Annotated in this window: 10 protein-coding genes; 9 read left to right on the top strand and 1 reads right to left on the bottom strand. The window is 70.7% G+C overall.

The genetic code is table 11. The annotated features are described in order from the left end of the window. Positions 1-2: 2 nt before the first annotated feature. From pglX to ACYVOM_RS03130, 6 genes are all read left to right on the top strand, one after another. Entirely contained in the window at positions 3-3647 is a 3645-nt protein-coding gene (pglX, locus tag ACYVOM_RS03105; protein ID WP_460301651.1) for a BREX-2 system adenine-specific DNA-methyltransferase PglX, read from the top strand. Further along, complete coding sequence (locus ACYVOM_RS03110; protein ID WP_460301652.1) at positions 3644-7453, top strand: PglY protein; 3810 nt, start codon at positions 3644-3646, stop codon at positions 7451-7453. Before pglX ends, ACYVOM_RS03110 begins: the two co-directional genes overlap by 4 nt. After that, complete coding sequence (gene pglZ, locus ACYVOM_RS03115; RefSeq protein WP_460301653.1) at positions 7450-10089, top strand: BREX-2 system phosphatase PglZ; 2640 nt, start codon at positions 7450-7452, stop codon at positions 10087-10089. The genes ACYVOM_RS03110 and pglZ overlap by 4 nt, the downstream gene beginning before the upstream one ends. Further along, positions 10086-11393, top strand: a complete 1308-nt coding sequence (gene brxD / locus ACYVOM_RS03120) for a BREX system ATP-binding protein BrxD (protein WP_460301654.1) — start codon at positions 10086-10088, stop codon at positions 11391-11393. Before pglZ ends, brxD begins: the two co-directional genes overlap by 4 nt. 14 nt (positions 11394-11407) lie before the next feature. Further along, on the top strand, positions 11408-13498 hold the full coding sequence (locus tag ACYVOM_RS03125; RefSeq protein WP_460301655.1) for a DEAD/DEAH box helicase: 2091 nt from the start codon (positions 11408-11410) through the stop codon (positions 13496-13498). A gap of 106 nt (positions 13499-13604) precedes the next feature. Then, positions 13605-15482 carry a DNA/RNA helicase domain-containing protein gene (locus ACYVOM_RS03130; protein ID WP_460302340.1) on the top strand — a complete coding sequence of 626 codons (1878 nt, stop codon included), beginning with the start codon at positions 13605-13607 and terminating at the stop codon, positions 15480-15482. A gap of 279 nt (positions 15483-15761) precedes the next feature. On the opposite strand, the gene ACYVOM_RS03135 is transcribed toward ACYVOM_RS03130, so the two are convergent. Then, positions 15762-16322 carry a hypothetical protein gene (locus ACYVOM_RS03135; protein WP_460301656.1) on the bottom strand — a complete coding sequence of 187 codons (561 nt, stop codon included), beginning with the start codon at positions 16320-16322 and terminating at the stop codon, positions 15762-15764. Positions 16323-16591: 269 nt separating this feature from the next. On the opposite strand from ACYVOM_RS03135, the gene ACYVOM_RS03140 reads away from it, so the two are divergent. The 3 genes from ACYVOM_RS03140 to ACYVOM_RS03150 all read left to right on the top strand — a co-directional run bounded on the left by ACYVOM_RS03140 (position 16592) and on the right by ACYVOM_RS03150 (position 23705). Further along, positions 16592-18130, top strand: a complete 1539-nt coding sequence (locus ACYVOM_RS03140; protein ID WP_460301657.1) for a TIGR02677 family protein — start codon at positions 16592-16594, stop codon at positions 18128-18130. An 83-nt stretch (positions 18131-18213) separates the two neighbouring features. Beyond that, positions 18214-19557 (top strand): DUF2398 family protein, encoded by a 1344-nt coding sequence (locus ACYVOM_RS03145; protein WP_460301658.1) that lies wholly within the window; start codon positions 18214-18216, stop codon positions 19555-19557. Beyond that, positions 19554-23705, top strand: coding sequence for a TIGR02680 family protein (locus ACYVOM_RS03150; protein WP_460301659.1), 4152 nt, complete (start codon positions 19554-19556; stop codon positions 23703-23705). The genes ACYVOM_RS03145 and ACYVOM_RS03150 overlap by 4 nt, the downstream gene beginning before the upstream one ends. The last annotated feature ends 7 nt before the right edge of the window (positions 23706-23712 follow it).

Below are 23712 nucleotides of genomic sequence, written 5' to 3' on the forward strand. Positions count from 1 at the left end.
CCGTGGCCCGCCGCAAGAACGCCGAGCGCACCCTCGTCTCCGACCTGCGCAAGCAGGTGACCGCCCTCGTGGACGACCTGCGCACGACCTCGGACACCGACGAGTCGCTGCGGAGCAGGCTGACGACCGAGCACCAGCGGGCCCGCACCGCCCAGCGCATCGCGGTGAACTACACCGACTGGCGCGAGGACCGCCTGACCCAGATCGCCGTCGCCTGGGTGCTCGGCACGGTCTTCGTCCGGTACTGCGAGGACAACGAGCTGATCGACCAGCCGTGGATCTCCGGCCCCGGCGACCGCCTGGCCGACGCCGAAGACCACCACGCCCAGTACTTCCGCGAGAACCCCTCCCACAACGACCGCGACTGGCTGAAGGCCTCCTTCACCGCCCTGGCCTCTTCCCACCCCACGGTCGCCGGCCTCTTCGACGAGGCCCACAACCCCCTCTGGGAAGCCGACCCCTCCTACGAGGCCGCCGCCGCCCTCCTCAAGTTCTGGCGCACCCCCGACGCCGAAGGCCAGATCCCCTGGACCTTCAAGGGCCACGACACCCGCTTCCTCGGCGACCTCTACCAGGACCTCAGCGAACACGCCCAGAAGACCTACGCCCTCCTCCAGACCCCGGAGTTCGTAGAGGAATTCATCCTCGACCTCACCCTGACCCCGGCCCTGGAGGAATTCGGCCTCCAGCCCGTCTGGCCCCACACCCCCGCCGCCTGGTCCGGCCCGGTCGACGACGAGGGCCGCGCCCTGGGCCTCCGCACCATCGACCCCGCCTGCGGCTCCGGCCACTTCCTCCTCGGCCTCTTCCACCGCATCCTCGCCGCCTGGGACAAGCAGGCCCCCGCCCTCCCGAAGTGGGACCGCATCCGCCTAGCCCTGGACTCCGTCCACGGCTGCGACAAGAACCCCTTCGCCGCCGCCATCGCCCGCTTCCGCCTACTGGTCGCCGCCCTCAACGCCGCCGAAGAACCCAGCCTCGCCTCCGCCCCCGTCTTCCCTCTCAACCTAGCCGTAGGCGACTCCCTCCTACACGGCCGAGAAGCCCCCGGAATCCAGACGGACCTTCTCGCCTCCGATGAGGAGTTCTACTACCGCGCCGAGGACATCGACTCCTACGTTCGCTCGGCAGACGTCCTAGGCCGAGGCAGCTACCACGTAGTTGTGGGGAACCCTCCGTACATCACCGTCAAGGATAAGAAAGAGAACGAGAACTACCGGAACGCCTACAGCTCATGCGCCGGAACGTATGCCCTCTCCGTCCCTTTCGCACAGCGCATCTTCGAACTCGCAATTAGAGCTACCGGCTCAGCTAGAAATTCCGGCCGCACCGGCCAGATCACTGCCAACTCCTTCATGAAGCGAGAGTTCGGGAAAAATCTTGTAGAAAGATATCTTCCGACTGTCGATCTGACCCATATCATAGATACGTCAGGTGCCTTCATTCCAGGACACGGCACTCCGACTGTAATTCTTGTCGGCGCCAACCGCGTTGGATATCAGAGAACGCCCATCCGAGCAGTACTCGGCAAGCGCGGCGAGCCGAAGCAGCCGGAGATCGCAGCCGAGGGGTCAGTCTGGACGGCAATTACCAGGCATTTCAATCAGCCTGGTAGCGAGTCCAACTGGCTTAGCGTCGTCGATGCCGATCGGATTGCCTTCGCAGCACACCCTTGGTCGCTTAGCGGCGGTGGCGCGAGTGACCTCACACAAATGATCGCCAGTGAGTGCGTCGAACTCTCCGAGGTGATTATTCTCCCTATCGGACGGGCAATCCGAGCGGGTGCCGATGAGGCATTTATCCGACCTTTGCGTTCCGCAAAAAACGCTACCATAAACCCCGAATCAATGCGTGGCCTCATGACCGGAGACGTCATTCGAGACTGGAGTTCATCGACGAATGAAGGAATCTGGTATCCCTACGCACCTACCGCAGAGCCTCAAAACTTCCAAAGGGAACTCTACCCTTGGCGTACGACCCTCCGCGAGCGTCGCACTTTCCAGGGAGACATGGCAGCAGCGGGGCTGAGCTGGTGGGAGTACATGCAGCACACCGCTTCCGCCTATCAGACTCCACTGTCTATATCATTCGCGGAAGTTGCGACACATAACCATTTCGTGCTCGATCGCGGTGGCAAGGTGTTCAAACAGACCGCGCCAGTCATCAAGCTGCCCGAGTCGGCGAGCGAGGACGACCACCTCGGGCTGCTCGGGCTGCTGAACTCGTCGACCGCCTGTTTCTGGCTGAAGCAGGTCAGTCATGACAAGGGAAGCCAGGGCGTTAACGAAGGCTTCAAGTCGCAGGCGTGGGAGCGGTTCTACCAGTTCTCCGGAACCAAGATCCAGAAGTTCTCGGTTCCGGCACAGCGTCCTGTTTCCTCGGGCCGGGAGCTCGACGAGCTCGCAGCCAAGGTGAGCGCCGTGGAGCCCTCCGCGATCTGTAGACGCGAAACACCATCGCGCCAGATCCTGGATACCGCAAGGCGCGAACACGAGCGGCTTCGCGGGGCCATGATCGCGCGTCAGGAGGAGCTGGACTGGGTGGTCTATGGCGCCTACGGGCTCCTAGACCGGGAGACCGTCCAAAGGCTCACGTCGATCGGCAGGGTTCCCGAGCTGCAGCTCGGCCAGAGGGCTTTCGAGATCGTCCTCGCGAGGCAAGTAGCGGCTGGCGAGGAAGATGACGCCTGGTTCGTGCGGCATGGGTCGTCGCCCATCACTGAGGTTCCCGGGGACTGGGATGCCGAGTACGCGAAGGTCGTGCAGGCGCGGATCGAGATGATCGAGCAGCGGCCGCAGGACATCGGGTTGCTGGAGCGGCCGGAGTTTAAGCGGCGGTGGTCGGCGGACTCTTGGGAAGCCAAGGAGAAGGCGGCGCTGCGGGAGTGGATTCTCGACCGGTGTGAGAGCAAGGAACTGTGGTTCGTGAGGCGGGGCGGGATGACGCAGCCGCGGACGATGACGGTCGGGGAGCTTGCCTCGCGGCTGCAGGATGACGCGGATCTGCGTGAGGTGGCTCGGCTGTATGCCACGGATCATCTTGGGAAGCCGGATCTGCCCCTTGCCGCGATCCTTGAAGAGGTCGTCAAGGACGAGTGCGTTCCCTACCTGGCGGCGCTGCGGTACAAGGACTCCGGGCTGCGCAAGCGCGAAGCCTGGGAGAAGACGTGGGAGCTGCAGCGGCAGGAGGACCGTGAGGAGCGGAAGATCGACATCGAGGTGCCGCCGAAGTACACCTCCGCCGACTTCCGTAAGGGCTCGTACTGGTCGCACCGCGGCAAGCTCGATGTGCCCAAGGAGCGGTTCGTGTCCTACCCGGGTGCGGCTCTGCACACCGATGACGCGCTGCTGCTCGGGTGGGCGGGCTGGGATCACAAGGACCAGGCGCAGGCGCTGATCACGTTGGTGCGCGATCGCGTCAAGGAGCAGTGGGGCGCTGAGCGGATCGCGCCGCTGCTGGCCGGCCTGCTGGAGCAGATGCCGTGGGTGCGGCAGTGGCACGGCGAGTACGACGCGGAGTGGGAAGGCAGCCCGGCCGAGGAGTTCGCGGCCTTCCTGGAAGAGCAGCTGTCCCGGCACGAGCTGTCGGCCGAGCTGCTGGCTGCTTGGCGGCCGACGAAGGAATTCCTCAAAGGGACGAAGGGATGAGCCCGGTGGAAGAGCTGTACCTGAAGGACGTCCTGGACCTCCCCGAGGAGGTCCACGCGGGGCAGTTCAAGGTCGAGCTGTCCGGCGGGTTCGACGCGACCGCCGTCCTGGTCGACCAGTACGTCATCACCGACCAGCTCAAGGAGGCGTTCGACGCCGCCCTCTCCCAGGTGAGGATCGCGCTCACCGGGAACACGTCCCTGGCCGCCTACCTGCACGGCTCGTTCGGCTCCGGTAAGTCGCACTTCATGACGGTGCTGCACGCAGTCCTGGAAGGCCACCAGGCAGTCCTCGGCAAGCCGAGGCTGCGCGAGCTGTACGCCGAGAACTCCGAGTGGCTGAGCGGCCGCAAGTTCATCATGGTCCCCTACCACCTGGTGGGCGCGACCGACCTCGGCTCGAAGCTGCTCGGCGGCTATGTCACCGCGGTGCGCGAGCTCGGCCTGCCCGTCCCGGCGGTCTACCGATCCGACGCGCTGCTCGCCGACGCGCGCAGGCAGCGCGAGTTCCTGTCCGACGACGCGGCCTTCGCCAAGTGGCTCGGCTCCTCCGCCGTCCCCGAGCCCGACCCCGACGACGTCATGCCGATCGGCGGCGCCGTCGGCTGGACCACCGCCACGCTGGACGCCGCGTTCGCCGCGGAGCACGGCTCCACCGAGCGCGACGCGCTCGTCTCCGCGCTGCTCACCGGCCCGCTGTCCAGCTACGCGCGCGGCCAGGCCGGCGTCCGGGACGCCTTCCTCCCCCTGGACGAGGGCCTCGGCGTCATCAGCAGGCACGCCCACCAGCACGGCTACCACGGGCTCGTGCTGTTCCTGGACGAGCTGATCCTGTGGCTCCAGGCGCACATGTCCAACCAGGAGATGGTGAACGACGAGGTCAGCAAGCTCGTCAAGCTCATCGAGGCCGAGGACTCCGTCCGGCCCGTCCCGATCATCTCCTTCATCTCCCGCCAGCGCGACCTGTCGAAGCTCGTCGGCGAGGACGTGATGGGCGCCGAGGTCCGCAACCTGGAACGCCAGGTCGAGTACCTCGCGGGCCGCTTCCAGGTGATCAGCCTGGAGGACCGCAACCTCCCCGCGATCATCCGGGAGCGCGTCCTGCGCCCCCGCGAGGGGATGCGGCAGCAGCTCGCCGACGCGTTCGCCGACGTCTCGTCCGAGGACCAGGAGGTCCGGGACGTCCTGCTGGACTCGGGCGGCGCGACCGAGGCCACCTGGAACGACTTCCGCGACGTCTACCCGCTGTCGCCCGCCCTGCTCAACGTGCTCGTCGCCCTCTCAGGTGCGCTCCAGCGCGAGCGGACCGGCCTCAAGCTGCTCAGCGAGATGCTCCGCCAGCGCGGCTCCACCCTCAAGCTCGGCCAGATCATCCCCGTCGGCGACCTGTGGGACGTGCTGTCCGGCGGGATCGGCGAGGCGTTCAGCGACCGCCTCAAGCACGAGGCCGCCGCCGCCACCCGCTTCCACGCCCGCGTCAAGGCCAACCTGCTGGAGGAGTACGGCTCCGCCGACGACGCCCGCTACCAGGCCGACGACAGGCTGGTGAAGACGCTGATCCTGTCCACCCTGGCGCCCGACGTCAACGCGCTGAAGCGGCTCACCGGAGCCCGGCTTGCGGCGCTGAACCTCGGCTCGATCAAGTCGCGGGTGAGCGAGCCCGCGAGCATCGTCAACGCGCGGCTCAAGCGGCTCATCACCAGCGGCTTCGGCGAGATCCGCGCGGACGGCGACCACGACCCCGTCTTCTCGCTGAACCTCACCGACCTCGACATCGAGCCGCTGCTGGAGCGGGTCACCGGCGAGGACCACGCGGGCACCCGGCGACTGTGGATCAAGAAGCACCTGTGGGAGGCGCTGGACGTCAAGGACACGGGCGCGTTCGTCAGCGAGCGGGAGATCGTCTGGCGGGGCAGCCGGCGCACCGCGGAGTTCATCTTCGACAACGTCCGCGACCCCAAGATGACCGTCGACCAGTTCAAGCCCTCGGTCCCGGGCCATGTGCGGTTCGTCCTGGACTACCCGTTCGACACCGACAAGTACCCCAGCGACGACTACCAGCGGGTCGAGGAGCTGCGGCGCGACGGCCTGGAGGCCGACACGCTGGTCTGGCTGCCCCACCACCTGTCGGCGCAGCGCGGCAAGCAGCTCGGCCGGCTCCTGCGGATCTCCTTCCTGCTCCAGAACGGCAAGCTGCGCGAGTACGCGGGCGACAAGTCCTCCGAGGAGCAGGCCCGCATCGCCCAGTACCTGGAGTCCCAGAAGGACACCCTCACCAACGAGCTGAAGACCGTCCTGCAGTACCTCTACGGGATCGTCGGCCGGACCGGTGAGTCGGACAGCAACATCGGTGCCGAGGTGCCCGAGAACCGGCACGTGAGCTCGCTGAACCCGGAACTGCGCGACCCGCGCCTGCACGGCGGCGCGGGCTTCAAGTTCAACGCCGAGCAGCTCGCCGACGCGATGTTCGCGGCCATGTACCCCAAGCACCCGAACTTCGACACCGCGGGTGCCCGCAAGGCCGTCACCCCGGGCGACCTGAAGACCGTGCTGAAGTGGATCGCCCTGGCGATGGACGACGGCGAGCGGCGCGTCGTCGTCGACCGGGACAAGCTCGGCCTCATGCGCCGGATCGTCCACCCGCTGGACCTCGGCGAGGTCCACGATGGGCCGCTCAACGTCGGGACCGAGTGGCTGCGCCGGATCGACCAGCGCGCCGCGCAGAGCGGCAAGGACACCCGCGACCTGCAGGTCGAGGACATCCGCACCTGGATCGCCGACCTCGGCTGGACGGGCCTGGACCGGAACGTGTCCAACCTCGTCATCTCCGTCTACGCGCTGCTCGCCGACCGCGCCTGGGTGTTCCAGGGTGTGCCGTCCGCGGCCCCTGAGGTGGACAGGATCGGCCCCGGCTGGGTGCTGCGCGACCAGGACAAGCCGAGCCCGGAGGAGTACGCGGCCGCGCGCGCCAGGCTCCAGGCCGTGTTCGGCAAGGACGTGCCGCCGCTCCCGTTCTCGCGCAACGTCGACAAGCTCGCCGCCTTGCTGCGTGAGCAGATCGCCGAGTTCGACCAGGACGTCCTGAACGTGCGGAACCTCCTGCGCGAGCACGCCGACACGCTCGGCCTGGCGCCGGACGCCGCGCGTCTGGCCGCCGCCGACGACGCGGCCTCCTTCCTGGCCCGCCTGGCGCAGAAGGAGAACGCCACAGAGCTCGTGCGCGAACTCGCCGCGGTGACCTACCGGACCCAGGACAAGGAGCTGGGCAACGCCGTCAAGAGCGCCCCGCAGGTCGCGGCGGCGCTCCGCCGGACGGGCTGGCAGACCCTCGGGTCCCTGCCGTCTCTGGTCCGGCGCGAGGACGGCGTCGGGCGATCGGCGCTGGCGGTGACGACCGCGCTGAGCGAGGCCGCGAACTCCCCCGACTACCTGCGACCGCTCGCCGACGCCCTGCGGATCGCCGAGGCGAAGACCAGCGAACTGGTCCAGCGGGTCCTGGCGGAGTCGGTCGTGGCACCCCCCAAGCCCGACCCCGTCGTACCGAAGGTCTTCAAGCCCGAGATTCCCTCCGTGCCCGAACAGGGAGGTGCCTCCGGCACGCGGCCGACGGCCGGCCAGACCTCGCTCACCGAGAACGGCGACCCGCCGGTCTCCGGAGCGGGACGCCGCCGCACCGTGCGCGCCGCGAGCGTCGAGGGTGACCTCCAGCTCGTGTCCAAGGAGATGCGCGACTACCTGAACGCTCATCCCGGAGCCGAAGTCGAGCTGGTGTGGCGGCCGGTCCAGGGCGTGGAGCCGCCGCGATGACCGAAGCACCCGTCGTTGACCGGCGGATCGTCGAGGCGCTGCTCGAGGTCGAGCTGGAGCGCAAGCCCGAGCACCGGCTCGTCCTGGTGCACGGCCGCTACGAGGAGGGCGCGTCGGAGCGGTTCTCGATGCGGATCGACGGCAGGGAACGACGGATCAGCGTCACCGACCAGCCGTCCGTCCTCGGCGTCGCCGACGCCTGGCTGAGGCACCGGACCGCCGAGGATGCCGAGGACGGGGACACCCTCGTCGTCACCACCACGGCCCCGCCCGCCCAGCTCGGACTCGACCTGTGCGCCCACGCGCTGCGCCGGACGACGTTGACGGTCTCCCTGGAGGAGATCGTGCGGCGCCGCTTCGGCGCCGCCCAGATCGACCCTCGCATCCGCCGGAACACCTGGCTGGTCGAAGCGCTTCTGGCCGCCGAGCCGGCAGTCGGCTGGCGCGCCGCCGCGGCCACCTCCGACTGGCGGCGCAGCGGCGGCAGGCTGCTCAGCCTCGATGCCGCGGTCCGGGTGCTGATCGAGGAGCGGATGGGCCGTGTCTTCGATCTCGACGCGCTGCTCGCCTGGTCGCGGACGGCGCTCTTTCCAGGCGAGTTCGCCAAGCTGTCCGCCGACGAGCGCGAGGGCATCACCGCCTGGCTGCGCGGCCATGTGGGCGACGCGGCCGTGATCGTCCTCTCGCTCGCAGAGCAGGGACGCGCCTCCGACGCGATGGCGCTCGGCGTCGTCAGCGCGGTGCTGACCGACACCCGGGCCGCACCAGAGGCCGCCCTTGCCGTTGGCGGGCTTTTCGGCACCGCCGCCCCCTCGGTCGCGGACCTGAAGACCTTCAGCTCCGCCGTCCAGGGCACCCTCACCCGCTGGATCGGTGAAGCCGCGTCCGGCCGCGGCGGCGCAGAGGACCGCGTCAAGGCCGTGGTCGACCGAGCGGACGAGCTCGCCGAGCAGGCGGGAATCCGCGATGCGCTCGCCGACAACCCCTACCTTCCCTCGGGGATGCGTGTTCGGCTCCAGCAGCTCGCCCACGCCCTCGGCGGCAACTCCGACTGCGCTGAGACCGCGCTGCGTCATCTCGCCGACCACCGGCTCGCCGACCTGAACGCCGACCGGCTCACCACGGCCCGCATGGCCGTCCGGTTGCGGCGCTGGCTCGACGACGCGCCGGAGCCACTCGTCACCTCGGTCTCCGCCGGGGTGCGCGAGCACCTGGCCTCCTGGGGTTGGGTCGACCGCGCGCTCGCGGTCCTCTGGGACGGCGACCAGGACAGCGACCCGATCGTGGCGGGCGCCTACCGGCTGCTGTTCACCGAAGCGCAGGCTCGGCGGAACCTGCTGGACGAGGCCTTCGCAGGACGCCTCACGGCCTGGGCCGCGCACGCCACCTCCATCGAGCCCGGGGGCTGCCTGCTTATCGAGGACGTGCTCACCAAGGTCGTCCTGCCGCTCGGCGCGGTCCGTGCCCCCCTCGTCCTCGTGCTGGACGGTATGAGCGCCGCCGTCGCCGCCGAACTCGGCGAGGAGCTGTACCGGGGCGGCTGGAAAGAGGTCTCCGCGACCGGTGCGCGCCGCGCCGCCGTGGCCATGATCCCCTCGCTCACCACTCTCAGCCGGGCATCACTGCTCAGCGGAACACCTACGAGCGGCGGCCAGAAGGCCGAGACCGACGGATTCGCCGCCTACTTCCGCACGCACCGCCGTGAGGCGCTGCTGTTCCACAAAGCCGACATCTCCGGGGGCGCGGGGCAGCGGCTCGCCCAGCCGCTGCACGACGCGATCGCCGGCGAGGCGGTCGTCGCCGTGGTGCTGAACACCATCGACGAGGCACTCGACCACGGGCGTGCGCGTTGGCAGTGGTCCGTCTCCGACATCGGCCATCTCGCCGAGTTGGCCGGGGCGGCGCGTGGCGCGGGTCGTCCGCTGGTGCTGGTGTCCGACCATGGACACGTGTTGGAACGCAGTGAGAACGCGCCCGCGCCCGGCGGTACCGGTGCCGCCCGATGGCGCATCGGCTCGCCCGCGCAGGGCGAGGTGTCGGTGAGCGGACCCCGGGTCCTCGAAGGCGGCGGCACCGTGACCGTGCCGTGGCGCGAGGACCTGCGGTACACATCGCGCAAGAGCGGCTACCACGGCGGGGCGTCTCTCGCGGAGATGACCGTGCCGGTCCTGACCTTCGTTCCCTCGATGGACGTCGCTCCGCCCGCCGTGCGGGAACTTGCGCCGGAGACCGTGACGCCGTCCTGGTGGCAGGGTGGGGCCGCGGCCGTCGTCGAGGCTCCCGTCCGGCTGGCTGCGCCCGACAGCGGGGCGCTGCTGGACATCGTCCAGAGCCTCGGCTCCCAGGTCGTGGCCAGCGAGCGGTTCCGCGAGCAGAAGCGCCACGTGCGGCGGGCTCCGGACAATGCGCAGGTCATCACAGTCATCGATGCGCTCGTATCCGCTGACGGCCACAGGCTGTCGCCCGCCGCGGTCGCCGCTGCAGCGGGCGGCCGGGCCTCGCGCGATGCGATCCCGTTCGTGACCGTGCTGGAGCGGCTTCTGAACGTCGAGGGCTATCCCGTGCTCGGTCTCATTGACGGCGGACGGACCGTGCGGCTGGACGTCGCGCTGCTGCGCGAGCAGTTCGGCCTGTGAGCGGGCAGGTCAGCGCCGCACGACGGCGCGAGGTCATTGACGCGCTTCGCCGCGGCACCGTGCCGCAGGCGGGTCTCGACCTGTTCGCGGTCGGGCTCGACCGGTTCGCAGGCAGCCTCGATGAGGAACTGGGAACCGTCGCCAAGGGCGGCGCGGCCTTCCACGCGGTGCGCGGCGAGTACGGCTCGGGCAAGACTTTCTTCGCCCGGTGGCTGGGCGAGCGCGCGAAGCGAGCGGGCCTGGCCGTAGCGGAGATCCAGATCTCCGAGACCGAGACGCCGCTGCACCGGCTGGAGACCGTCTACCGCCGCCTCACCGAACGGCTCGCGACCGCCACGCACGCGCCGAGCGCTCTTCGCGCCGTCATCGACGGCTGGTTCTACACGCTCGAACAGGACGTCCTCGACGAGGGAGACCTCGACGACGACGCTCTGCCCAAGGCCGTCGAAGAGCTGATGGAACGGCGGCTCGCCGACGTCGCCCGGACCACTCCCGCCTTCTCGGCCGCGCTGCGCGGCTACCACCGGGCGCGTGGTGCGGGCGACACGGCCACCGCGGAGGCGCTGATCGCCTGGCTCGGCGGGCAGAAGTCCGTCGCCGCCACCGCCAAGCGCACCGCCGGGGTTCGCGGCGACCTCGACCACTTCGCGGCGCTCGGCTTCCTGCAAGGGCTGCTCACGGTGCTGCGCGACAGCGGGCACCCGGGGCTGCTGCTCGTCCTGGACGAGATCGAGACCCTGCAGCGGGTGCGCGGCGACGTCCGGGAGAAGGGGCTGAACGCGCTGCGGCAGCTCATCGACGAGATCGACACCGGGCGCTTCCCCGGGCTGTTCCTGGTCGTCACGGGCACTCCGGCCTTCTACGACGGGCAGCAGGGGGTGCAGCGGCTGCCACCGCTCGCCCAGCGGCTGGCCACCGATTTCACCACCGACCCGCGCTTCGACTCGCCGCGCGCGGTCCAGCTCCGGCTCACCGGGTTCGACCTACCGCGCCTGGGCGAACTCGGCAGGGCCGTGCGCGACCTCTACGCGGCTGGTGCGACGGACGCGCAGCGGATCAATGAGGCCGTAGACGACGCGTACATCGCGGAGCTGGCCACGGCCGTCACGGGCGGGCTCGGGGGCAAGGTCGGGATCGCGCCGCGGGTGTTCCTGCGCAAGCTCGTCGCCGACGTGCTGGACCGGGTCGAGGAGTTCTCGGAGTTCGATCCGCGGTTGCACTACGCGCTCACCCTCTCGTCCGCCGAGCTGAACGAGGCCGAGCGCAGCGCGGCGGCAGCCGACGACATCGACCTCGATCTCTGACGGGCGGGCTCCCGATGGACGATCTCTCGCCCGTGCTGGTCCACCACATCGTCAACACGCTCGGGTGGCCCGCGCTGCGGCCGTTGCAGCGGGAGGCGGTCGGGCCCGTCATGGGTGGGTCGGACGCGCTGCTACTGGCGCCGACTGCGGGAGGAAAGACCGAGGCAGCGGTGTTCCCGCTGCTGTCGGCGATGGAACAGGGGCGGTGGACGGGGCTTTCGGTCCTGTACGTGTGCCCGATCAAGGCGCTGCTGAACAACCTGCTGCCCCGGCTGGAGACCTACTGCGGGTGGGTGGGGCGGCGGGTCGGGCTGTGGCACGGGGACGTGACCTCCTCGCGGCGGCGGGCGCTGCTGCGAGACCGGCCGGACATCCTGCTGACGACGCCGGAATCGCTGGAGGCGATGCTGGTGAGCGTCAACGTCGACCATCGGACGGTGTTCTCGGGGCTGCGGGCGATCGTCGTCGACGAGGTGCATGCCTTCGCCGGGGACGACCGGGGCTGGCATCTGCTCGCGGTGCTGGAGCGGCTCACGCGTGTGGCAGGGCGGCCGATCCAGCGGGTGGGACTGTCGGCGACCGTGGGCAATCCCGAGGAGCTGATGGAGTGGTTGCAGGGTTCCTCGCGCGGGTCCCGGCCGCGGGCCGTGGTCGCACCGGATGCCGTGGGCACGCCTGTCCTGCCGCCGCCCGGGGAGATCGAACTCGACTACGTCGGGTCCGTCGCCAACGCGGCGAAGGTGATCGCGGCGCTGCACCGGGGTGAGAAGCGGCTGGTGTTCTGCGACTCGCGGCAGCTCGTGGAGGAGCTGGGGGCGGCGCTGCGGGCGCGGGACGTCACCACGTTCCTGTCCCATGCCTCGCTGTCGGTGGACGAGAGACGGCGGGCCGAGGAGGCGTTCGCGTCGGGGCGGGACTGCGTCATAGTCTCGACCAGCACGCTGGAGCTGGGGATCGACGTCGGGGACCTGGACCGGGTGATCCAGATCAACGCGCCCTCCAGCGTCGCGTCGTTCCTCCAGCGGCTCGGGCGGACCGGGCGGCGGGCCGGGTCGGTGCGCAACTGCCTCTTCCTGGCGCTCGACCTCGACTCGCTGGTCGAAGCGGCTGCCTTGCTGCTCCTGTGGGGGCGCGGGTACGTCGAGCCCGTCTCGGCACCGCCGGAGCCGCGGCACATCGTCGCCCAGCAGGTGCTCGGGCTCGCGCTCCAGGACCAGAAGATCGGGCGCGGGCTCTGGGCTGAGTCGTGGAACGGCCTGGCACCGTTCGACCGGAGTGCCGAGCCGATCGTCGCCCACCTGGTGAACGAGGGCTTCCTGGAGCGGGACGGCGAGTTCCTGTTCATCGGCCCCGAGGCCGAGGCCCGGTTCGGGCGCCGCCACTTCATGGGCATGACCGCAGTCTTCACCGCGCCGCCCGAGTTCACCGTCATCTCCGGCCGGCAGGAGATCGGCCGCACCGACCCGATGCTGCTCACCGAGGCCGTCGAGGGCCCGCGCGTCCTCCTGCTGGCGGGCCGCAGCTGGAAGGTCACCTGGATCGACTGGAAGCGCCGCCGCTGCTTCGTCGAACCCTCCGACCTGCGCGGCAAGGCCCGCTGGTACTCCCCAGGCCTCTCCGGCGCCTCTTACGCCCTCACCCGCGCCTGCCGCGAGGTCCTCCTGGGCGCCGACCCACCCGTCTTCCTCACCCGCCGCGCCACCGCCCACCTGGCCGAGGCCCGCGAAGACGCCCTCCCCACCGTCCACCCCGGCGGCACCGTCGTCCGCCGCACCGACCACGACCTGCGCTGGTACACCTGGGCCGGCTTCCGCACCAACGCCGTCCTCGCCTCCACCCTCGGTTCCCTCGCCGACGAGTCCCAGCGCATCGACGACGTCTGGATCCGCCTTGCTCCCGAGACCGCCGTCGGTGCCTTCCGCACCGCCACCTCAGCCGCTCACCTCGTCCTCCCTCACGTCGATGAGGAGGCTCTACGCGGCCTGAAGTTCAGCGAGGCCCTCCCCCGCCGCCTCGCCCTCACCACCCTCGCCACCCGCTTCGCCGACCTCCCCCATGCCGAAGCAGTCCTGGAAGAACCGGTCCGCTTCCTGGTGGACCGCTGAGAGCTGCAGGTGAGACCGTGGCTTCCGCCTGGTCGCCGAATTCGGCGAAGCCATTCTGTCGGTGAGCCCTCATAGATTGTCGCCCGGAGGTGGTCGGGCGGTGTCCATGATCGATCGGCCGGAGCGGGGTAACCGAAACGGCGTGAATTCTTTCGTGTGGACTGGGCGGGTCGTCGAACTGAAGCGGCATCTGGCCGATGCCCCCGACGAGTTCGTCGCCCGGTGCGCACGCCGCTATGCGGCTGCGGGATACGGCGACGTGGGCCCCTCTGAGGCGCAGAGTTGGCGGAACAGCTGGCCGGCACTCGTCGAATTGTGCGAGCGGGCGGGGCTCGCCGACTGGACGATCTACCTCGAATACGGAACGCCCGGTGGCTCCAGCCGATTCGACGCACTATTGCTGTCGTCCGCCCCGGACGGGCGATCGGTCTTGACCATCGTCGAACTGAAGCAGTGGACCGACACCACGGTGCTGTCGGATCTCCGGGTCCTCCGCTCGGACGGGGTCGAGGCGGTCCACCCGGTGAACCAGGTCAGGGCTTACCTAGCGTTCATCGAGAACTGGTCGCCTTCAGCCGATCTCAGGTGCCGGGGAGTCGTGCTCCTCCACAATGCCGAAGCCGAGGAGACCGCGAGCCTCAGCGGAGGACAGACCGAGATCCCCGTTCTGGGCAAAGCCGCCCTGCAGGCCGACGTACCTGAGGAAGCACTCAGAAAACGACTGGGCCTTTCCGGGCATCGCCCGCCGCACGAACGACAGGTCTCGGCGATGACCGACATCGTTTGGAGGCCCGGGCGGAAAATGCTCGACAGCCTCAGCTCCGTCCTTGAGAAGAACAGTGCGTTCATCCTAATCGGCGATCAGCAGGAGGCCCTTCTTAAGATCAATGCGGCCATCGACCGAGCACTGAGCTCCGGCAGGAAGGCCGTCATCGCCGTTGAAGGGGGCCCGGGAAGCGGCAAGACGATGATCGCCACTCGTGTCCTGGCCCATCTGGCAGGACACGCAGATGTGAGTCCGCTGTACCTGAGTGCTTCCGGCACGCTGCGGAAACAGATGCAGCAGGCCGCCGCAGGCGTCGAAGGCGCAAGGGACCTGTTCCGCGGTACCGACACGGCCTTGAGCGCCGGCGGAGCATCTCGGCGCGTGGTGCTGCTGGACGAAGGCCAACGCCTTATCTGGAGGCCGCCGGGTTCCGGGCCCCTGAATCACATCATCGGGCGCTCGCAGGCGGTCGTGGTGTTTCTCGACGAACGTCAGGTGATCCGGCCGAAGGAAGGAGTCACGGTCGAGGAGATCGGAGACCATGCCCGACATCAAAGAGCAGGGTTCGAGATGATCTCCTTGTCGGGCTGTTTCCGCTGCGGTGGCTCCCGCGCCTACGGCGGATGGATCAACAACCTTCTCTACGAGACGCCGAGCCCCTGGACCGGCGCGGACTACGACCTCGGCGCCTCCCGCGACCCCCGGCAGCTGCAGAGTTGGATCGACTCCCATGTGGACAGGGGAAGTCCCTCCCGTATCGCGGCCGGGTTCTGCTGGCCCTGGGGCGAAGCCCGCGACCCCCTCCCCGAGGACGTGGCCATCGAGTGGGACGACGACGCCGGCGTCCGTCACGGCTGGTCGGCGCCATGGAACGCGCGTCGAGCGACCGCGGAAGCACCCGTTTCCCAGTTCTGGGCGACCGGCCGGAACGGGCATCGACAGATCGGCTGCGTCTACACCGCGCAGGGCCTCGAATACGACTACGGCGGCGTCATCATGGGCGGTGATCTGGTCCGTAGGGGAGACCGTTGGGAGGCCCGCCCAGGGAAGAGCCATGACAAGGACCTCATGCACCTCGATCGCGACCGCTACCTTCCGCTCGCCCTGAACATCTATCGAATTCTGCTCACTCGCGGCATGAAAGGAACCAGAATCTACTCCACCGACCCCGAAACCCGGACTTTCCTGGCAGACCTGATTCCGGCGAACGGCGGCTGATGCGCTGACCTCGAGCCACCCGACGTGCCCGGTCGGCGATGGCCGCGGCCTCCGGATCCCGGGACCTCCGCGAGGTCTCCGTCGACCGAAGAGCGCAGCAGGTCCATGACCCTCGCGGAGTTCTCCGAGGCGAGATCGCCCGTCGGCTCGTCGCACAGCAGGAGCACGGGGTCGTGCACTGTCGTGCGGGCCACCGCGGCGGCGGTCAGGGACTCGAAGAATCCCGGGGGCGGGTTCACCGGCCGTCGCGGCGGGCCTACGGCAAGCTGCCGACGGAGGTCAGAATGTGCAGGCGGAGTACCAGGGGCCGGTGAGGTGGGTGTAGTCGGTGGGCGGGGAAGTCAGCTCGACGTCTTCGGGGTCGGTGCCCAGAGGGAGTCGGACGAGGTCGCACAGGTCGAGGTCGATGGTTCCGGTGTCGAGCCATACGAAACCGTCCTCGGACCCGGTGGAGCGGACGTAGAAGAGGCCGGCCGGAGCCGGGCCGTCGGACGGGGCCGTATCCGCCACGCGGTCGAGGAAGGGGCGGGAGACGAAGGTGGCGGCGTGAGTCGGCCAGTCGGTGAGGAGCGCGACGCCCAGGACGTAGAAGGCGAGCAGGGGGACGAGGGCCGCGGCGATGAACCGGTCGTCCGGGAGAATGCGCGGCTTGGAGGAGGCTAGACCGCCGACCCAGCACACGAAAGCGACGACGGAGAGCGCGGCGCCGAGGAGCACCGCCCCCAGGTCCCACATCGTCGCGTCCGCGTACGCGAGGACCGCGATGGTCACCGTGCCGCTCGCGGCCCCCGGCGGCCTCAGCCGCCAGGCCCGGCGGATCCATGACTCCGGCGCGCGCACGGCCGGGACCTGCCAGGGTACCGAGGAGGGATGCGTCGTCTTCCCGAGTTCATGACGATCGGCCGGCGAGCCCTGCCGAGATCCACGCGGACCGCCTCGCGCACCCTCGCAGGCCCACATGGAGTTTCCGCCCTTACCGGTTGAAGCCTGCCAAATCCAAGATCCACCGGCAAGCCGTCCGGGCCCGCCTGCCCGTCCGGCACACGCACGAGGTGTGACCTGTGGAAAAAGGGGCGGGGGTGTCGGTGGGGAGGGCGATACTGGGGGTGATGAACGAGGGTACGGGTGGGCCGCGGGGGTGGGGGTTGGACTCCCTAGCGGTCGGGGATCGGTTGCGGCTGCTGGCGTTCGCTCGTAGGGACGAGGCGGGAGGTTATCTGTGGGTGTTGAGGGGGATCGATCGGCTTCGGTCTCGACATCGGGTGCAGGTGGGGGTGGACGAGGTCGCCTCGGTGCTGCGGGAGCTTGCCGACTCTTATGAGGAGGTTCCTCGGCTTGAGGGGGTGATGCTGCGGGAGCGGCTGGACTCGCTCGCGGTTGATGGGCTGCTGCATCGGCATGACGACGTGTCGCGGGCGGGGTCGCTGGCGGGGTATCGGAACCGGCAGTCGGTGTACCAGTTCTCGGAGCTGGGGTATCGGGCGTACACGCTCGTTGAGGAGCTGCTGGGGGCGCAGGTTCATGATGTGAACCTGTCTCGACTGGCGTTCTCCGATGTGCTGGAGGATCTGCGGGCGCTGGCTCGGGCGAACCGGTCGGGCGACGGGCGGCAGGTGCTGCGGCGGCTCAGCCGCCTCGATGAGGCCGTGAAGGACATGGGGCGGCGCTCGGCGCGGTTCCATGTGACGCTCGGCGAGATCGTCAGCATGACCGACGCCTCGCCGGAGCTGTTCCTGCGGTACAAGAACGCGCTGCTCGCGCACATGCGGGACTTCATGGACGACCTCGACCGGTATCTGCCTCGGCTGGATCAGGCCGTCCGGGAGGTCGAGGAAGCGGGCGTGTACACGATGCTGACGCGCGCGGCCGAGGCCGATGAGAGGCCGCTGCTGGAGGCGGGGGCGCGGATGGCCGACTGGGAGCAGCGCTGGAGGGGGCTGCGGAGCTGGTTCGTCGCGGGGCCTGACGGGCGTTCGGGCGTCACGGAGCTGCACGCGGCGACGCGCACCGCGGTGTCCGCGGTGATCGCGCTGCTGCGCCAGCTCAGCGAGGCGGGCGGCCACGGGGTGAACCGGGCCTCGGAGCTGCGGCACCTCGCGTCCTGGCTGGTCCGCTCGCCCGACGAGGACGCCGCGCACGCCCTCGCCACCGCCGCGTTCAACCTGTCCTCCGCCCGCCACCTCGGCGGCGCCTATGACGACGAGGAGCGCATCGACGAGGGCACGCCCTGGTGGGACTCCCCCGGCGTCGAGATCGCCCTGACGCCCTTCCGGACGGGCCGTCCCGCGGGACCTGGCGCGCCCCAGCCCGTCCGCGCCGACACGGGCGCCCGCGCCGAGCTGCGCCGCCGCCAGGTCGCGGAGTTCGCCGCCGAGCGCGCCGCCGCCCGCGCCCTCGCCGACCGCACCCCCGTGGGCCGCGAGCTGGGCGAGGACGAGACCCGCGTCCTGCTGCGCCTGCTCACCAAGGCCCTGGAGGCCCGCACCGTGATCTCCGGCCGCCTGTCCGCAGGCACCGGCGCCGACGACATCGTCGTCCTGCGCCTGCGCCCCGCCGCGACGGGCGACACCGTCCGCATCCCCGGCGGCACCCTCCACCTCCCCGGCTTCACCCTGGAGATCGAAACCCTGGAGCGCACCCGTGGCTGAACCGCGCCCCACCCCCGACGCCCTCCGCAGCGTCGCCCGCCTGCGAGGGAGCGCCTCGCTGGGCGGAATTCTGGAGCGTGCTCGTGGCTGAACCACGTGCCGCCGCCGACGTGGCGGATGCCGATCTGGGGGCGTACCAGGCGGCGGTGAGGCTGGTGCTGTCCCATGGGCTCATCACGGCTCGGCATCCTCGGCCGGGAATCCTGGACAGGGTGCTTCCGTGGGCCGATCTGCTCGCCAGGGATCTGCGGGACCTGTGCGGGTACACGCTGGTCGCGACGACCCGGCAGGTGCGGCTGATCCGGCGGCTCGACGGGCTCGACCCGAGCCGGGGACGGGTGTTCGTCAGCCGGGCGGGGCGGGCGTTCGACCGCCGTCGTCTGGCTTACCTGTGCCTTGTGCTGGCCACCTTTCAGCGGTCGAGGGTCGAGGTGAGCCTCACCGACATCGTCCGCGCGTTCACCCCCGCCGCCCAGGCCATCGCCGGACTCGGCTACGACCCCCTGCAGAGCGCGCACAAGGCCGCCGTCGTCGACGTCGTCGGCTGGCTCCTCGACCGCGACGCCCTCGCCGTCTCCGACGGGTCCGTCGAGGCGTGGGCGCGCTCCGCCGAGGGCGACGCCCTGTTCGACGTCGACCACGACATCTGCGCCTCCCTGCTGCGCCCCACACGGCCCCTCCAGCATCTGACGGGCGCGGCCGGCCTCCTTGAGGACCCGCACGGCCCCGCCGCCGCCCGAGTGCGCCGGATGGTGCTGGAACGTCCCGTCGTCTATTACGCCGACCTCGACCCCGAGGCCGCCGCGGTCCTGCGCCGCGACGGCCTGGCCGAGAACCTCGCGCGGCTCACCGGCACCGTCGTGGAGCGGCGGGCCGAGGGCGTCGCGCTGATCGACCCGTCCGGCTCGTTCACCGACCGGCCGTTCCCGGGCCGGGGCGCGCTCGCCCGCACGGCGGGCCTGCTGCTCGGCAAGGTCGCCGACGCCCTCGACGGCGGCATGCTCAGGCGGGCGGTCGGCCCGTCCGACGCCGAGGAGCAGGCCGCGCTGCGTGCCCGGCTCGACCAGGCGGTCCCCGAAGACACCCTCGCCCGCGGCATGGCGTGGGATCTCCCCGGCTTCTCCTCCTCGGAGGTGTCCGCCGAGACGCTGCCGCTGGTCGAGCGGCACCGTCTGGAGCAGATGGTGCAGGAGCTCTACGCCGAGTTCGGCGCCGACTCCTTCACCGCCGCCTGGCGGGCCGACCCTCTGGGGCTTCTCGACGCGGCCCTGTCCTTCCTTTCCGACCTCCGCCTCGTGCGGCCCGTCCCGGGAGGCGTCCTCGTGCTGCCCGCGGCGGTCCGCTACCGCAACATCACCCAGGCCCTGCCCACTCCGGACGGCCAGATCGGCCTGTTCGGCGGGGCCGCCGCTCAGGAGCAGCCGTGACCAGCCGATTCCGTCCGTCCCGCGCCGGACTCGTCAACATCTGGGACTACGTGGACGAGGAGTTCGTCTTCGCCGACGGACGCCTCGTGCTGCGCGGGCACAACGGCTCGGGCAAGACCAAGGCCCTCGAGGTGCTGTTCCCGTTCGTCCTCGACGGCGTCACCGACGCGCGCAGGCTCGACCCGTTCAGCGGCGAGAACCGGACGATGAAGTCGAACCTGCTGTACCGGGGACAGGAATCCGAATACGGCTTCGTCTGGATGGAGTTCGCGCAGGAGGACGAGACGGTCACCCTGATCGTCGCGTTGCGGGCGCACAAGGACCGGCCGAAGGTGAACACCTCGTTCTTCGTCACGCGCCAGCGGATCGGCGTCGACTTCGGGCTGCTCACCGACGACGCGCGCCCGCTCACCGAGAAGCACCTGCGCGGCGTGCTCGGACCGGAATGCTCCTACGCGACGGCGACGGAGTACCGCGACGCGATCGACGCCGAGCTGTTCGGCCTCGGCCGCCAGCGCTACACCCAGCTCATCGACCTGCTGCTCGCGCTGCGCCGCCCGCTGCTGGCCAAGGACCTCGACCCGGAGAAGGTCTCGGCGACCCTGACGGCCGGGCTGAGCCCCGTCTCCGACGGCCTGGTCGAGCGGGCCTCGCGCGACTTCGACAACCTCGCGGCCGTGCAGCGCCTCAGCGAAGACCTCGCCGCCGCCGACGGTGCCGCCGAGCGCTTCCTGGCCGTCTACACCGGCTACCTGAAGGCGGGCGGCAGGCATCAGGCCGATCTCGTCGCCGACCGGACGCGCAGGGCCGTCGAGCGCGCGGGGGCGCTGCGCAAGGCGGCTCGGCAAGAGTCCGAGGCGAAGGAGGCCGAAGCCGCCGCGCTGGAGGAGCGGGACTCCGCGGAGAGCCGTAGGAACGCGCTGGAGGGCGAACTCAAGACGCTGCGCTCGGACGAGGCCTACCGGAGCCAGGAGAACCTCGACGAGCTCAGGTCGCGCGTCCGCACCGGGAAGGACGGCCTCGCCCGGCAGCGCAAGACCTTCGCCGCGATGGAGGAGCAGCTCGCCGCGCTGCGCGGGGAGGCCGCGGACTACGCCGAGCGGCTCGAAGAGCGCCGGAAGGCGGTCGCGGACGCGGCTTCGGACGCCGAGCGGGCCGCGCGGGCGGCCGGGATCGAGCACGACGACGCCGAGCTGCCCGAGGTGAAGGCCCGGGTAGCGGCCCGGGAAGAGGATGTAAGGCAGGTCCTCGCCTTGCTCGACGCCGTCGCGAAGGCGGACGGCGAGCGGGACCGGGCCGGGGCCTCCGCCGAGAAGGCGCGAGAGCGCCTGGAGGAGGCCGACGACTCGTGCACGGCGGCCGCGGAGGCCGTCGAGACCGCGCGGGAGGGGGTCCGCGCCGATTTGGAGGCGTGGGCGCGGCGCTGGGACTCGGTCGGCGAGGAGGACGCCGCGGCCCTGCTGCGGGCGCTCGCGGAGGTCTCCGGCCCCGGCGCCCCCGCCCTCGCGACGGTCTTCGCCGACCGCACCGAAGACCACCGGAGCGGCCTGGCCGACGAGCGTGCCGACCTTCGCGCCGCCCGGCGCGCCGCGGCCGAGAAGCGGGCCCGGCTCGTCGAGGAGCGGGCGAGGATCGCCGCGCAGACCCAGGACGCCCCCGCCGCGCATCCGGCGCGGTCCGCGCGTCCTGCGGAGCGCCCGGGAGGGCCCCTGTGGGAGCTCGTCCGGTTCGCCGACGACCTTCCCGAGAGCGAGAGCGCCGCTCTGGAGGCCGCCTTGGACGCGGCAGGGCTGCTCACCGCCTGGATCCCTGCCGACCCGGCCGAGATCCCGGCCCTGCTCGCCGCCGACGAGAACGACGCCTACCTTCGGCCCCTACCTGAGCCGGAGCGCCCTCCGGGACGCACCCTTGCCGATGTGCTCGTGCCCGAAGAGCAGGAGCGCGTACCGGAGGCCGTGCTGACGGGTGTCCTGCGCTCGGTGTCTCTCGCTTCGGAGGCAGGCCCGCAGACCCTCGCCCCGGCCATCGGCTTGGACGGCGGGTTCACCTACGGCGTCCACGTAGGCAGGTGCCGCAAGGCGGTCCCCGAGTTCATCGGGCCGGTCCACCGGGCGGCGCGGCGGGCCCGGCTCGTCGCCGAGCACGACGCGCTGATCGCCGAGGCCGACGCGGAGGACGTGACGCTCGCCGACCGGCTGACGGACGTCGAAGAGTCCCTGGCCACCCTGCGCAAGGCCCAGGACGCGCTGCCTTCGCTCGCGCCCGTCCTCACCGCCCTCGGCGAGGTCGCCACCGCGTCGGCGCTGCTCGCCGCGGCGCGGCGGGCGCACACCGAGGCGTCGATCGCGGCGGACGCCGCGGTCACCGCCGCCGACCAGGCGCGGCGCGTGCTGCGACTGGCCGCGGGCGACCGCGGGCTGCCGTCCGGGCGGGCGGAGCTCCAGACCGTCCAGGGGGCGATCGCCGACCACCTGCGCAGCGCCGAGCGGCGCGCCGCCGCGCGGCAGTCCGTCGCGGCGGGTGAGGCCGAGGTGCAGAGCCGGGCCGCGCTCATCGCCAAGGCGGCCCTGGGGACCGAGGCGGAGGCCGCCTCGCTGCGGGAGAACACCGGCCGCCAAGAGGAGCTGGAGAAGCGGCTCAGCGCCTTGGAGGACAACCTCAGCGCGCCGCTGAAGGCGATCCTGGAGCGGCTTGAAGTCGCCGAGGGCGAGTTCGCTCAGGCGTCGGCCGCATGGTCCGCGGCCGACACGCGGGCCAGGGAGGCGCGGGAAAGGCTGATCCGCGCCGAGACCCGGCGCGGGGAGCTGGCCGCGCAGCTCACCGAGGCGCTGGGCGGGCTGCTGGAGACCGCCCGGCGGGTGGGGCCGTTCGCCGAACCCGAGCTGCGCGCCGTGCTGGACGTCCCCTCCGGAGCGCCTTGGCCGCATCGGACCCGGTGGCCCTCCCCTGAGGACGCCGCCGAGGCCGTCGTCGCCGCGCTCGCCGAGACCGACGCCGCGGAGGCCGTCGCAGAGGTGGTCCCGGAAGACGCCGCGGCGTTCGTGCGCGCGCTCGACGAGGCCACCACGGGGCATCCGGCCGGCGAGGAGGCGCGGCGGGACTCCCGGCGGCGCCTGAACACGGCGCTGAAGTCGTTCGGCGACGTCCTCGCCGAACGGGAGGAGGACTACCGGCTCGACACCGAGTCCGACGACGCGCTCGTCTACGTGCGGGTCGCCGATCCCGATGGCCGCCACCCCGTCGCCGAGTTCGCCGCGCGGGTCCGCGAGCGCGCCGAGGAGCAGCGGTTCCTGCTGGAGGACCAGGAGCGCCGGGTCCTTGAGGACGAACTCCTCGCCGAGCTGTCCCAGGAGATCTTCGACCGCGTGTACACCGCCCGGGAGCTCGTGGAGCGGATGGACGCCGACACGCGCTCGCGGCCGATGTCCAACGGCACCACCGTCGGCATCCGCTGGGTGGCCTCCCCCCGGGTCACCGACGCGCAGCGGGAGGTGTCGGCCCTCCTTGAGCTCTCGGATCTGGGCCGCGATCAGCTCGGCCGCCTGCGCGCCGCGCTGCGGCAGATGCTGCGCGACCACCGCGCCGCCCACCCGCGCGCCACGTACAAGGAGGCGCTCAGCGCGGTTCTGGACTACCGCTCATGGCGCTCGTTCGAGCTGCGGCTCAAGGTGCCCGGCCAGGACGAGGTGAGGCTGACGCGCAAGCAGCACTCGCTGATGTCCGGGGGAGAGAAGTCGGCCGCCATCCACCTGCCCCTGTTCGCGGCGGCCAACTCGCTGTACGAGTCGGCGAAGCCGGACTGCCCCCGGATGATCGCCCTCGACGAGGCGTTCGCCGGCATCGACGACAGGTACAAGCCGGACCTTCTCGGCCTGACCGTCCAGTACGGCCTGGACACCTTCATGACGGGCCACGACCTGTGGATCCGGTACGAGACGGTCCCCGCGGCGGCCCATTACGACATGCACTCCGACAAACTCGCTCACACCGTCTCGGCGATGCTCATCCTCTGGGACGGCGCCGAACTCGTCGACTCCGGCGCGGGCTTCGCCGGCAACGAGGAGCTGGCCGCCTCCCTGCTCGGCTTCTCCCCCACCCGCCGGGCCCCCTCCGCCGTCGGCCTCTTCGACTCCGAGGAGCCCGCCTGACCCTCCC

This window comes from Actinocorallia aurea (assembly GCF_054783995.1).